The sequence below is a fragment of the Algoriphagus lutimaris genome (genome assembly GCF_017051705.1).
Classification (GTDB): domain Bacteria; phylum Bacteroidota; class Bacteroidia; order Cytophagales; family Cyclobacteriaceae; genus Algoriphagus; species Algoriphagus lutimaris.
Map to the genome: position 1 here is coordinate 996,714 of NZ_JAFIDJ010000001.1, position 13,935 is coordinate 1,010,648.

A 13,935-nucleotide genomic window follows, 5' to 3' on the forward strand; every position below is an offset into this window, starting at 1 on the left:
GAATATCAATTTGATCAATTTTATGAAAAAGTGTCAACTAGCTTCAGTTTTATTTTTGGTGTTGATCATTTCTTCATACAATAGTTACGCACAATCTGATTCCCCGATTCTTGGAGTTTGGTACAACACTGAGAAAACAGCACAGATTCAAATAATGAACAACGGTGATCAATATCTTGGGAAAATCATTTGGTTGGATAATCCTGACAAAGATGGGGCCCCTATCTTAGATAATGCAAATGAAAAGAAAGAATTAAGGAGTCGTCCTGTTATGGGCTTGACGATATTGGAGGGTTTAAAATATGAAGATGGAATATGGAAAAATGGAAAAATATATGATCCAAATTCAGGTAAAACCTATTCCTGTGAAGTAAAGCTTAAAGGAAAAGAAAAATTAGAAGTGAAAGGTTATCTGGGTTTTTCTTGGTTAGGAAAAACTGTAGAATGGACCAAAGTTGAAAATAAATAAGGCGGTGAAATCACCGCCTTATTTATTTTCCAGATAGAATGAATGTAAGAAATAGGAAAGTTGCTCAAATTCAATCAAGAATGCGTCATGTCCTGCCGTTGAATTGATTTCCTTATAAGTTCCTTTTTTCGCATGTTGGGAAATAAATCTGGATTCTTCTGGCAAAAAAAGTAAGTCAGAATTTACACCAATTGCCAATATTCTTGCTTGAATTTCACCAAGGGCTTTTTGATGACCACCTCTTTTCCTTCCAAGATCATGACTATCCATGGTTTTACTTAAAATCCAGTAGGATAAAGCATTAAATCTTTTCGTAATCTTGTTCCCTTGGTACCTTACATAGGATGATGCCCTAAACCCATCCAGTTTTTCCTCAGTATCTAATTGCTTATTCTGAAAGTCATCTGGATGTCTATAACTCAACATGGCCACGGCTCTAGCAGCTTCCAACCCCTTGATCCCAGCATCTTCTTTTTGTTCTCCCCAAGATTGGTCGGCTTCTATTGCCATTCTTTGTGCCTCATTCAATCCAATAACCCATGGACTACTTTTAGAAGTAGATGCCAATATTACCGCATTTAAAAGCCTTTTTCCCAATAAATAAGCCCATTCTAAGCCAACTTGCCCACCCAAAGAGCCTCCAATAAGTGTATGGATTTTTTCGATAGACAAATGTACCCGCAACCGTTCTAGACTTGTAGCCAAATCCCGCGTAGTCAATTCAGGGAAATCATAATAAAAGATGTTTCCATTTACTGGATTCACACTTAAAGGACTAGTAGAACCATAACAAGAACCTAATAAATTTGCGCAGATGATGAAATGTCGGGAAGGATCAAAGAATTTGTCTTCACCAATCAATCCATTCCACCAATCTGCTGCATTGGAATCTCCTGTCAAGGCATGAATGACCCAGATTACATTTGACCCATCTTCATTTAACTCCCCATAGGTTGTATAACTTAAATCAAACTCTGTAAGGATTTCACCTGACTCTAGTTCTAAAGGGGTACTTGAATGAAACAATTCCTGGGACATGGTAATCGTTGCGAATTGACTTTTTAAATTCATTAATACTTATAATTTTTCAAATGCTTGTTGCAAATCTGCCTTGATATCATCAATGTGTTCGATACCAACCGAAACTCGCAATTGGGTAGGGGTGACACCTGCTGCTAATTGTTCTTCATCAGATAGCTGTTGATGAGTGGTCGCAGAAGGTTGAATAATTAAGGTTTTGGCATCTCCCACATTTGCAAGGTGAGATACCAGTTCAAGACTATTGATAAAGGTGGAAGCCTCTTCTTTATCTCCTTTTATTTCAAAGCTTAAAACTCCACCAAAACCATTTCTTAGGTATTTTTTAGCTAAAGCATGATAAGGAGAAGAAGAAAGACCAGGGTAGTTAACCTTTTGAACTTTTGGATGAGCTTCTAGCCAGGTAGCCAAAGCCAGGGCATTGTCTACAGTCCTTTGAACTCTTAAAGAAAGAGTTTCAATTCCCTGAAGCAGTAAGAATGAGTTGAAAGGAGAAATTGCTGGTCCAAAATCCCGAAGTCCTTCTACTCTTGCGCGGATTGCAAATGCTATGTTAGGAAGGCCCAGTGGGTTATTTTCTCCAAATACTTCCCAGAAGTTTAATCCATGATATCCTTCTGAAGGTTCAGAAAACTGTGGGTATTTTCCATTCCCCCAATTGTAATTTCCCGCATCAATGATAATCCCCCCAATAGAGGTACCATGTCCTCCAATCCACTTGGTTGCGGAGGAAGTGACAATATTCGCCCCATGCTTTATGGGTTGGAATAAATAACCACCTGCACCAAATGTATTATCTACTACCAAAGGAATATCATGATTTTTTGCCAAAGCAGAAATGGAATCGAAATCAGGAATATTGAATTCTGGATTTCCAATGGTTTCCAAGTAAATGGCTTTAGTTTTCTCATCAATCAGAGATTCAAAAGAAGCAGCATCATTTCCTTTGGCAAATCTTGCATCTATGCCTATTCTTTTAAAAGCGACCTTAAACTGATTGTAAGTACCTCCATATAAAAATGAAGTAGAAACAAAATTGTCTCCCGCACTCATGATATTGTTTAAAGCCAAAAACTGCGCTGCTTGACCTGAAGCAGTAGCCACAGCTGCCACTCCACCTTCTAGGGCTGCCATCCTGTTTTCAAACACCTCTGTAGTAGGATTCATGATCCTGGTATAGATGTTTCCAAATTCTTTTAGCCCAAATAGGTTAGCGCCATGCTCAGCACTATTAAACACATAGGAAGTGGTTTGATAAATAGGGACAGCCCTTGCATTGGTAGCAGAATCAGGCTGGTGACCAGCATGTAATTGAAGGGTTTCAAATTTTAAGTTTGACATTGTTATTAGGGATTTAATGAAAAGATAGGGTAGTGGGTACCCTTAAATAATAAAAGATTTATACAAAATAGGGGATGCGACAAAACCTGCCTTTGAATCCAAAGGATGTTCTTTTTCCAAAAACGGAAATTAATTAAAACTAGAACCGATAAAGGGAAGAGATTAAATCCAACGTTCATGTCGCAAAGAATTTATAGTTCCATTTGAGACCTTCTCAAATGGCAGGAATTGGCACCTTGGACTTTCCAGGTTGCCAGAGGGTCTATGAGCCTGTCTCTCGCCTCTTCTTTATAAATCCTAGCACTTAAAAAGTGAAGGATGCTGCAAATAAATAGCCCTTAATTTGATTTTCAAAACAAAATCTGTTTTTAAAGACTAAATATTTCTAAATAATCTTATCTAATTGATTCGGGTCGTATCTAAAAATAGGATGAATATTTTCAAAATCAGGCTCAATTTTTATCAATTCAGATACCTTTCCATTTTCTAATCCATACACCCAACCAAAAATGTGTGGAGCATTTCTTGTTTTCCAAGCTTTTTGGATAATCGATGTTTTGATGAGGTCTTGGCATTGTTCAATAACATTGTATTCCACAAGCTTATTGATCTTACTTTCCTCATCTTCAATAGCGTCCAATTCTTCACTGTAAGTTTTATAAACCTCCTTGATGTTCCGAAGCCACTTATTGATTAATCCAAGATGATTATGCCCAAGAGCTGCACTTACACCACCACATCCATAATGTCCACAAACGATAATATAATCTACCTCTAATACCTCTACGGCATATTGTAACACACTCAATAAGTTTAAGTCAGTATGAACTACCATATTGGCAATATTCCTATGTACAAAAATCTCTCCTGGGTCAGTCCCAGTGATCTCATTGGCAGGAACACGACTATCTGAACATCCAATCCATAAGAACTTAGGCTTTTGCTGTTTTGCCAATCGCTCAAAGTAAGCACTGTTGGTTTCAGTCATTTCTTCAGACCATGCCTTATTCTGTAGTAATAGTTTTTCGTAAGGGTTCATGCAGTTTTAGTTAATTTATAACGGAAGCCTTCCGTAGTAACTTCAATATTTTTTTCCATTGAGGTAATGATAAAATCATTCAATACCTCTTGGATGTCATGATCTATAAACCGGGCTTTCTCTGCGTTGATAATAACCTGACATCCATTAGGGATTTTGGAAAGCTCTTTCATCAAAGGCGCTTTATTCAAAAAGCTTACATCTTTTTGTAATTGCACTAAATAGTTGCCATTTAATTCTGTAAATCTGATTGATTTTTGGAAGTTGGTCTTAATTACAAAGAATAGTCCAAAAGCCATTCCTATCCCTATTCCAACCAGTAAATCCGTAAATAGAATAGCTAACACTGTCACGACGAATGGAATAAATTGAGACCATCCTTTTTCATAAACTGATACAAAAATGGCAGGTTTGGCAAGTTTATACCCGACTAAAAATAGAATAGCAGCTAAACAGCTTAAGGGGATTTTATTCAATACTCCAGGTATTGCCAATATCAAAACCATTAGTAAGATCCCATGAAAAACAGCAGACATTTTTGTTTTAGCACCACTGGAGATATTTGCGGTACTTCTGACAATAACAGCAGTTACAGGAAGTCCACCAATTAATCCCGACACGGAATTTCCTATTCCTTGAGCCACCAGTTCTCTGGAGGAAGGCGTTATTCTTTTTTGTGGATCCATCTTATCTGCAGCATCTACACTCAACAATGTCTCAATAGAACCAATCACTGCTAAAGTGACTGCGATTACCCAAAAGGAACTTTCTGTGATTAAGGAAAAATCCGGAAAAGTAAGAAGGTTTCCTAACTCACTGAAATCAGATACTGTAGGAATGGTCACTAAATGTTCTCCATCCAACGTCCACTCTGGCTTCCAAAAAGAATAACTCGCATTAATCAAAATTCCTGAAACCACAGCCCATAGGGCACCTGGTACCAGCCCAAGGATTTGATGGTTCTTAATCTGAGGTTGCTCAAAGGCAATTAATATCCCCAAAGCTACTAACACAATAACAATGGCTCCCGGGCTATTGAATTCAAATGCATACCATATTTCTGAAAATGTATTATGATCATCACTTTGTAAAAAAGCCTCATCTCCCATGGTATCTTTATCGTAGCCCAAAGCATGAGGAATCTGTTTTAAAATCAATATTAATCCAATAGCTGTCAACATTCCTTTAATGACGGAATGAGGAAAATAATATCCCAGTACTCCAGCTTTGGCTAAACCTAAACCAAGTTGAATTAAACCAGCAAAAACCAAACAAGCTAAAAAGAGTGGGAAGGTACCTAATGAAGAAATAGAGTCTAAAACAACAACTGTTAATCCAGCGGCAGGCCCACTAACACTGACATTAGAACCTGAAATTGATCCCACTACAATTCCTCCAACGATACCGGCAATCAAACCAGACATTGGAGGAGCTCCACTTGCAATGGCAATTCCCAAGCAAAGGGGTAGTGCCACTAAAAATACTACTAGACTAGATTTTAGATCATATTTAAGATTTTCTCCAAAAAGCATAAGTAAATTAACAATTGTCTAAAATTCAACTCTAGGTATACGTAAAACCTGCTCTAAAGTATCAATATTATACAATATTATTTCGCTTTTTTGAATTAATAAAGAAGATTAATTCAGCAAATCTTCAAATGATTGATCTATTTTATTAAAATTAAATCCTTCAACAGCACGATCCATTTTTGCTTGAATTTCGGTCAAACATAGGTTTCCAATACTACCTTCATGGGTATGAAAAATTTTACTTTGATCCGGAGAAAAATTATCTGATTCAATATCCAAGCCTACTTGTTTATAAGCATCTCTGAATGGCACTCCTTTCAAAACCAAGTCATTCACTACTTCCACAGAAAATACATGCTTATAAAATGGGTCTTGAAGAATTCCTTTTTTTATTTTAATAGACTTCAACATAAAAGTGCTCATTTCCAAACAATCTTTCATCGTTTCAATTGCTGGAAAAATTTCCTCTTTCAACAATTGTAAATCCCGATGATAGCCTGTAGTAGTGTTAGTCAATAATAGGTTGATCGCATTTGGAACAGCTTGAATCTGATTGGTTTTGGCTCGCATCAACTCAAATACATCTGGATTCTTCTTATGAGGCATAATACTACTTCCCGTAGTCAATTCATCTGGAAATGAAATAAACCCAAAGTGCTGGTTCATAAACAAACAGATATCACTTGCCAATTTATTCAAAGTACCTGCTAAGCCAGCAAGACCAAAAGCAATAGTTCTTTCCGATTTTCCCCTGCTATTTTGTGCATTAATTACATTATGATGGAGATCAGCAAAGCCTAATAATGAAGTGGTATAAGTTCTGTCTAATGGGAAGCTTGATCCGTATCCTGCCGCAGAACCCAAAGGATTCTTATTAGCTAAATCAAATGAGGCCTGAAGTAATCCCATATCCTCAGTAATGCTTTCTGCAAAAGATCCAAACCATAATCCAAAGGAAGAGGGCATGGCTAATTGGGTATGGGTATACCCTGGCATTAAATCTTCTTTATGTTTCTCTGATAAATGAAGTAATAAATCAAAAAGAGTAGTTGCTTCCTCAACTAAATTGCGAATCGCCGCTCGGTAGTAAAGTTTCAAATCCACCAATACCTGGTCATTTCTACTTCTTCCGCTATGTAGTTTTTTGCCTACTTCTCCATACCGTTCGGTAAGAAGAAACTCCACTTGTGAATGAACATCCTCTACTCCAGGAGCAATCGTAAATTGACCTTTTTCAATTTCAAAATAGATTTCTTTTAATCCTTTTTGAAGGATTTCATTGTCTTCTTTAGTAAGTAGTCCTACTTTAGTTAACATATGAGCATGCGCCATAGATCCTAACACATCAAAAGGAGCCAGAATTATGTCAAATTCAGGATCTCTTCCAATGGTAAAGTTTTCTACTTCCTTTTTATTTCCTGCTTCTTTCTGCCAAAGTTTCATAGTATATTTTAGAGAGCTCTCTTAACTAATTTTGAATAGGATTCCAGTATAGCGATATACATGGAGATTCCATTTTGAATTTCATTCAAATAAATAAATTCATCTGCTGTATGTGACCTAGCAGAATCGCCTGGGCCAATTTTTACGGATGGATAAGGAATCAAAGCCTGGTCGGAAAGGGTAGGGCTACCATAGGTTTTAATGCCCATCTCCTTTGCTATATCCAATATGGGATGACCTTCTGGTACATGGGAGGATTGTAGCCTCAACGATCTAGGTTTCAATTCACAATTTAAATTGGAAGACAACTCTTCCAATGCTTCCTCTAAAGTATAAGCATCGGTAACCCGAACATCCAAGATAAATTCACAAAGATCAGGAACCACATTATGCTGCTTTCCTGCCTGAATTACTGTTGCCGAAACTTTGGTTTTACCCAAAAATGGAGAGACTTTTTTGAATTGAAAATCCCGTATTTTGATCAAATCATCCAAAGCTAAGTACAAGGCATTAACACCTTCTTCTCGTGCAGCATGGCCAGCTTTCCCATAGGACTTCGCATCAATCACCATTAACCCTTTTTCAGCTACAGCCATATCTAATAGGGTAGGTTCGCCCACTATGGCCAGTTCACATGCCGGCAACTTGCTGATGATAGAGCCTATCCCATTAGGTCCGGAAATCTCTTCTTCAGCAGATAATATTACGATCAGATTAAAAGGTAATTCCTTTCCATACAAATGGCAAAAAGCAGCTATAAGACTGACCAAAGGACCTCCAGCATCATTACTTCCTAAACCATACAGTTTTCCATCCTCTTCAACAGGAGTAAAAGGATTCAATGTATATCCAGCATTAGGCTTTACTGTATCGTGATGGCTATTCAACCAAATCGTTGGTAATTCAGGATTATATGGATTGGCAAATGCCCAAAGATTGTTCCCTGATCTTTCAAAAGGAATAGACCTATTTGTAAAAAAACGGCCAAGAACAGCCGCTGTGTCATTTTCTTCTTTTGAAAAAGATTGCGTGGAAATCAGTTCTTTTAATAACTGAACAGCATCTTTATACAGTAATTTAAACTCTTTCACAATGTAGCATTTCGATCAATACAAATCATATCGATGGCGTTCAATGGTAGTTCCAGAAAGCTTCCCTTTCGTAGCCAATAAAAGATTTTCGGCTTTTCCAATCCAAACATGATTGACCCCTTTCATTAAGGCTTCAAATGCATTATCCAACTTTGGAATCATTCCAGAATGGATTACATTTTCTTTTTTTAGTTCCTGATAAATATCTTCATTGATGAGTGGAATGATTGAATTTTCATTTTTCTCATCTATTAAAACACCGCTTTTATTGAAGCAGAAATACAAATTAACTTGATGCTCGGCTGCTAAAGAGGTAGCTAGGGCAGAGGCAATACTATCTGCATTGGTATTGAGAAGCTGACCTTTTTGATCATGCGTAATTGCATTTACCACTGGAAGAAGTCCTCCTTGTAATAAATGATCAATGAGCTTCGTATTCACTTCTTTGATATCTCCAACAAACCCATAATCAATTTCTTTGACAGGTCTTTTGATGGATCGAATCAAATTACCATCCGCGCCAGTCATTCCAATCCCATTGACTTTTAAGGCCTGAAGTTTGGCTACAATTTGCTTATTAATCAAACCCGCATAAACCATGGTAACTACGTCCAAAGTATCCTTATCGGTGATTCTTCTACCATCTACCATCTCGGGCATCACTCCAAGGGATTCTCCAAATCGGGATGCCATTACACCACCTCCGTGTACCAGAATTTTATGCCCAGGGAATTTTGAAAAAAGGGCCAGAAATTCATCCAATTTTTCAGGAAAGTCGATGACATTACCACCGATTTTAATAATACTGATTTTCATAGGTCGAGGCTTTTATGGGCAATTAGGCTTAAATCAAATGGCTGATCACAGATTGAGCAGCGTATATTCTATTTTCAGCTTGTTTTTGGACAAGAGATCTTGGTCCATCCAAAATTTCATCTGACAATTCTACATTTCTTCTTACAGGGAGACAATGCATCACTTTTGCATTAGGCGCATACTTAAGATGCTTTTCTGTTAACATCCAAGAATGGTCTGTTGTTATTATTTTGCCATAATCATTAAAGCCTGACCAATTTTTAACATACACAAAATCAGCACCTTCCAATGCTTTTCTTTGATTATATTCTATAGTTGCTCCTTTTGTGAATTTTTCATCCAACTCGTAGCCTTGTGGATGGGTGATGGTTAAATCATGGTCCATTCCCAGAGTCCATTCTGCAAAACTATTTGCCACAGCATGGGGAATCGCTTTGATATGTGGAGCCCATGTAAGCACGACTTTTGGTTTCTTGATTTCTTTGGAATGCTCCTGAATGGTAATTTGATCTGCAAGGCTTTGTAATGGGTGGCGAATGGCAGATTCTAAGCTGATCACGGGAACTCCAGAGTACTTAACAAACTGGCTAAACACGAAATCACTCATATCTTCCTCTTTATTGGTCAAGGAAGGGAAAGCTCTGATAGCCAAAATATCAAAGAAAGTCCCCAGTACTCCTGCGGCATCTTTGATGTGCTCCACTGTTCCTTTATTCATGACGGCTCCTTCTTTCATTTCCAATGCCCATCCTTCTTTATCCATATTCAATACAATAGGTTCCACTCCTAAATTAGAAGCAGCCAATTGCGTAGATACTCTGGTACGAAGGGAAGGATTAAGAAAAATACAACCAATCCTTTTACCCATTCCTTTTTGGATATGAATCCTTGGATCGGCTTTATAGAATAGTGCTTGGTCAATTAATTGCTGACCAATTTCCTTTGATTCAAATTTTCTAAACTGTTGAATGAGGGGTGAACTAGAGTCCATTTACTTAAGAATAGGGGATTGAGCGAGAACTTCCTTTAATGCTGTTATAAACGAATTTAGCTGATTCCATTCGATATTTAAAGGCGGAAGTAATCTAATGGTATTTTTTGTGGCTGCACTTCCTGTGAACATGTGGTATTTCTTGACTAATTCGGATCTCACTGAGGCTGCATCTCTATCCAAATCAATACCGATCATCAAACCTTGACCACGAACTTCTACAATTCCAGGGATATCCTGTAGTGATTCTTTAAGCTGCACACCTAAGTCAGCAGATCTTTGGATCAAGTCTTCTTGCTCCAACACTTCGACCACTCCTAATCCGGCGGCACATGCCAAATGATTCCCACCGAAGGTTGTACCAAGTAATCCATAACTTGCCCTAAATTCAGGGGATATTAGGATTCCTCCTATTGGAAAACCATTTCCCATGCCTTTGGCCATACTAATGATATCTGGCTTGATGTCTTTTACCCATTGATGGGCAAAGAACTTTCCTGTTCTACCAAAACCTGATTGTACTTCATCCAAAATCAGTTTGACGCCAAAATCCTTCGCAATATGGGCTAATCCAGTCAAAAACTCTGGGGAAGGAACTTGAATACCTCCAACACCTTGAATCCCTTCAATGATTATCCCTGCGATATTGCCTTCTTTTACCCTTAATTCCACCGCTTGCAAATCTCCCCAAGGAAGAATTTGAAAATCCTCTCTGGCATTGCAAGGCGCAATGATTTTAGGATTGTCTGTTAATGCAACTGCTGCAGAGGTTCTACCATGGAATCCACCTGAAAATGCGATAAATCCTGATTTTCCAGTTTCAAAAGAGGCCAATTTAATGGCGTTTTCATTTGCTTCAGCACCGGAATTACATAGGAATAAATTGTATTCTGGATACCCGGAAAGGTTTCCTAATTTTTCAGCGTATTCTTTTTGAATAGGGATTTGAACAGAATTGGAATAGAAGGCAATTTTATTCAATTGATCTTCTATTCTTTTCACATAGTATGGATGAGTATGACCGATGGAAATTACTGCGTGACCTCCATACAAGTCTAAATATTCCTGACCTTGATCATCCCAAAGCTTTGCGCCTAGAGCCTTGACCGGAGTGACCGGGATCAAAGGATATACATCAAATAAATTCATTTTGAACAGTAGTAAAGAAATAAATGAGTAGGACCGAAGTCCATTTTCTAAAAAGCGATACTTTTCAGGTTTAAACCTGTTTTTTCATCTAATCCAAAGGCCAAATTGAAATTTTGTACTGCTTGACCAGAAGCCCCTTTCAACAAGTTGTCTATTGCCGAATAAACCACTAATTGACCCGCCTCTTTTTGAACATAGATGATGCACTTATTGGTATTTACTGCTTGTTTCATATCAATATCTTGATCGGAAACATAAGTAAACACAGCGTCTTTATAAAAATCCTGGTACACTTTTCTAGCTTCTTCTTCAGTTCCTTCAAAAGATAAATAGGTAGTTACCCAAATCCCCCTCGGAAAATTCCCTCGGTATGGAACAAAAAGCAATTTTGCATCAAAACCAGAATTCAGTTGACTAAATGTTTGCCTTATTTCTTTTAAATGCTGGTGTGTAAATAACTTATACACCGACATATTGGAAGATCTATAGCTGAAATGAGAAGTCTCTGCCAATTTTTTTCCAGCACCAGTACTACCTGTGATTCCAGATATATGAACCTTACCAGTAGCCCAGCCCGCAGCAATCGCAGGAGCCAATGCCAATTGGATACCTGTTGCAAAACAACCTGGATTTGCGATTTTTTTAGCCTCTTTGATTTTAGCTGAATTGACCTCAGGAAGACCGTATATAAAGCCATTGGACTCATCTCTGAAATCAGTTGATAAATCAATGATCACCGTTTCTTCAGAAAAAGGGTATTCCTCTAAGAATGATTTGGTCTGACCATGAGGAAGTCCCAGAAATATTGCTTGAATTCCGTTTGTATCTACTTCATCCGTGAATACCAGATCACAATCCCCGATTAAATCAGGATGAACCTGCGTAACTTTTTTTCCTTTTTGGCTATTACTGTGCACATATACCAATTCGCACACTGGATGATTTACAAGGATACGTAGCAATTCACCTCCAGTATATCCCGCAGCGCCTATAATAGCTGTTTTTATCTTATTCATTTTCTCCGTTTACCTTGTGGAAGATGGCAGTTTGATTCCCCAATATTCTGGTGAATCCTTTGACATCCTCAGCAGTGTATCCTTTATTCATCTCCCCATAGCTTCCAAATTTATTGGACATCAAATCATGATCAGAAATAATTCCTAATAACGTAAATCGGTAAGGTTGAAGTAGTACTCTAACTGTGCCTGAAACAAATTCCTGTGTGCTTTGCAGGAAGGCCTCCAAATTTCTCATTACTGGATCCAAGTAATGGCCTTCATGAAGGTGATTACCATAAAATTCAGCCTGTTGGTTTTTCCAGAACATTTGCCACTTGGTAAGCGTGTGCTTTTCTAACAATTGATGTCCTTTGATGATGACCAAAGGAGCTGCTGCTTCAAATCCCACACGCCCTTTAATGCCGATAATTGTATCACCTACGTGAATATCTCTTCCGATTCCATAAGGAGCTGCTAATGCCTGAACCTCAAGAATGGCATCTGTTGCATGCTCATAGGTCTTTCCATTTACGCCTACTAACTCGCCTTTTTCAAAGGTGATGGTAATTTCTTTGGCTTCCGTTTCGGTCACTTGTGTTGGCCAAGCAGATTCAGGTAAATAATCTGAAGAAGTCAAGGTTTCTTTACCTCCCACGGATGTCCCCCAAATACCTTTATTGATAGAATATGCTGCTTTTTCAAAATTCATAGAAACTCCATGCTTTTTCAGATAATCAATCTCCTCCTGTCTACTTAATTTAAGGTCACGAATTGGTGTAATAATTTCAATATCCGGAACAATGGTTTGAAAGATCATATCAAATCGAACTTGATCATTTCCAGCGCCAGTGGATCCATGAGCTACAGATTTAGCACCGATTGATTTGGCATATTCTGCAAGAGATTTTGCCTGGAGGATTCTTTCAGCAGATACAGATAGGGGATAAGTTTGATTTTTTAAAACATTTCCAAAAATTAAATACTTAATGACTTCCTGATAATAGGTTTCTACCACATCCAACACCTTAAAAGAAGCGATTCCCAGACTTCCAGCCCTTTCTTCAATAGTTTTCAATTCCTCAGTTGAAAATCCGCCAGTATTAACTAATACGGCATGAACTTCATACCCCAACTCTTTGGATAAGTGAAGGGCACAAAAAGTGGTGTCTAATCCACCACTATAGGCTAAAACAATTTTTTTCATCAGTTTTTAATTAGGCAATTGGTCTGGTAATTTTATTAAAAGATGCTGAATACAGAAGCTTTGGACTTATTGATTTTCAACATCACATATTTTTTTAATCTGACCCATCGGTCAAACAACTTAATCTCTTTTTTGAAATCCTTTCTTAGAGCGATTTCTTCCACGTGGTTCTTTTTTGCTTCTGGATCATACAGCATGGCGGTACAAAGACAATTTTGACGATTTTTACTCATCAAAATCTCATAATTGATGCAGCTTTGACATCCTTTCCAAAATTCATTGTCATCCGTCAAATCGGCATAGGAAACCGGAATATAGCCCAAACCTGAATTGATTTTCATAACAGCTGCACCTGTAGTCAATCCGAAAATCTTGGAGTCAGGATATTTCTTTCTACTTAATTTAAAAATTTCTTGCTTGATCATTCTGGCAAGTCCATATTTCCTAAATTCAGGAGCCACAATAAGACCTGAATTGGCAACGTATTTTCCATGACCCCAAGCCTCAATATAGCAGAATCCTGCCCATGTTCCATCCTGAGTTAAAGCAATGACCGCTTTACCTTCATCCATTTTTGTTTCGATGTATGCAGGGCTTCTTTTGGCTATACCTGTACCACGAGCTTTCGCAGAATTTTCCATCTCATCAGTGATGATGGTTGCGTATTTTTTGTGGTATGGCTCAGCCATAATGATTTTAAATGATATATTTTCCATGTTTGAATGCATGAAGGGTATCCCGAAAAGTTTCGGGGAATTTAGTAGAACAGGAAGAATTAGGCGAATATGTTCTCCACGTAGGAAAACGAAGTATAACAAAAAGGG

General features: G+C 37.8%; 13 protein-coding genes and 1 riboswitch. Of the genes, 1 reads left to right on the forward strand and 12 read right to left on the reverse strand.

The window, feature by feature from the left end:
- Positions 1–22 precede the first annotated feature (22 nt).
- The gene (locus JYB62_RS04105) at positions 23–469 is read left to right on the forward strand and encodes a DUF2147 domain-containing protein (RefSeq protein ID WP_205644154.1); all 447 of its coding nucleotides are present in this window, start codon (positions 23–25) and stop codon (positions 467–469) included.
- An 18-nt stretch (positions 470–487) separates the two neighbouring features.
- Here JYB62_RS04105 and JYB62_RS04110 read toward each other — a convergent pair whose 3' ends face one another.
- The 12 genes from JYB62_RS04110 to JYB62_RS04165 form a co-directional block, all read right to left on the reverse strand.
- Complete coding sequence (locus JYB62_RS04110; protein WP_205644155.1) at positions 488–1,540, reverse strand: homoserine O-acetyltransferase family protein; 1,053 nt, start codon at positions 1,538–1,540, stop codon at positions 488–490.
- Between the two features lie 6 nt (positions 1,541–1,546).
- The gene (locus JYB62_RS04115; protein WP_205644156.1) at positions 1,547–2,848 is read right to left on the reverse strand and encodes an O-acetylhomoserine aminocarboxypropyltransferase/cysteine synthase family protein; all 1,302 of its coding nucleotides are present in this window, start codon (positions 2,846–2,848) and stop codon (positions 1,547–1,549) included.
- A 188-nt stretch (positions 2,849–3,036) separates the two neighbouring features.
- A riboswitch (SAM riboswitch) is annotated at positions 3,037–3,145 on the reverse strand.
- An 88-nt stretch (positions 3,146–3,233) separates the two neighbouring features.
- Positions 3,234–3,887, reverse strand: a complete 654-nt coding sequence (locus JYB62_RS04120; RefSeq protein ID WP_205644157.1) for a carbonic anhydrase — start codon at positions 3,885–3,887, stop codon at positions 3,234–3,236.
- Positions 3,884–5,419: a SulP family inorganic anion transporter gene (locus JYB62_RS04125; RefSeq protein ID WP_205644158.1), complete on the reverse strand. Its 1,536-nt coding sequence runs from the start codon at positions 5,417–5,419 to the stop codon at positions 3,884–3,886. Before JYB62_RS04125 ends, JYB62_RS04120 begins: the two co-directional genes overlap by 4 nt.
- A gap of 108 nt (positions 5,420–5,527) precedes the next feature.
- The gene (gene argH, locus JYB62_RS04130; protein WP_205644159.1) at positions 5,528–6,862 is read right to left on the reverse strand and encodes an argininosuccinate lyase; all 1,335 of its coding nucleotides are present in this window, start codon (positions 6,860–6,862) and stop codon (positions 5,528–5,530) included.
- A gap of 8 nt (positions 6,863–6,870) precedes the next feature.
- The gene (locus JYB62_RS04135) at positions 6,871–7,953 is read right to left on the reverse strand and encodes a M20 family metallo-hydrolase (protein WP_205644160.1); all 1,083 of its coding nucleotides are present in this window, start codon (positions 7,951–7,953) and stop codon (positions 6,871–6,873) included.
- 15 nt (positions 7,954–7,968) lie between these two features.
- Positions 7,969–8,769, reverse strand: coding sequence for an acetylglutamate kinase (argB, locus tag JYB62_RS04140; protein WP_205644161.1), 801 nt, complete (start codon positions 8,767–8,769; stop codon positions 7,969–7,971).
- A gap of 28 nt (positions 8,770–8,797) precedes the next feature.
- Positions 8,798–9,760 carry a Rossmann-fold NAD(P)-binding domain-containing protein gene (locus JYB62_RS04145; RefSeq protein WP_207758590.1) on the reverse strand — a complete coding sequence of 321 codons (963 nt, stop codon included), beginning with the start codon at positions 9,758–9,760 and terminating at the stop codon, positions 8,798–8,800.
- Positions 9,761–10,909, reverse strand: coding sequence for an aspartate aminotransferase family protein (locus JYB62_RS04150; RefSeq protein ID WP_205644162.1), 1,149 nt, complete (start codon positions 10,907–10,909; stop codon positions 9,761–9,763). It lies immediately after the preceding gene.
- A gap of 47 nt (positions 10,910–10,956) precedes the next feature.
- Positions 10,957–11,925, reverse strand: coding sequence for an N-acetyl-gamma-glutamyl-phosphate reductase (argC, locus tag JYB62_RS04155; RefSeq protein ID WP_205644163.1), 969 nt, complete (start codon positions 11,923–11,925; stop codon positions 10,957–10,959).
- Complete coding sequence (locus JYB62_RS04160; RefSeq protein WP_205644164.1) at positions 11,918–13,111, reverse strand: argininosuccinate synthase; 1,194 nt, start codon at positions 13,109–13,111, stop codon at positions 11,918–11,920. The genes argC and JYB62_RS04160 overlap by 8 nt, the downstream gene beginning before the upstream one ends.
- Before the next feature lie 35 nt (positions 13,112–13,146).
- A complete protein-coding gene (locus JYB62_RS04165; protein WP_205644165.1) occupies positions 13,147–13,827 on the reverse strand; it encodes a GNAT family N-acetyltransferase in 681 nt (226 codons plus the stop codon).
- Between the last annotated feature and the right edge of the window lie 108 nt (positions 13,828–13,935).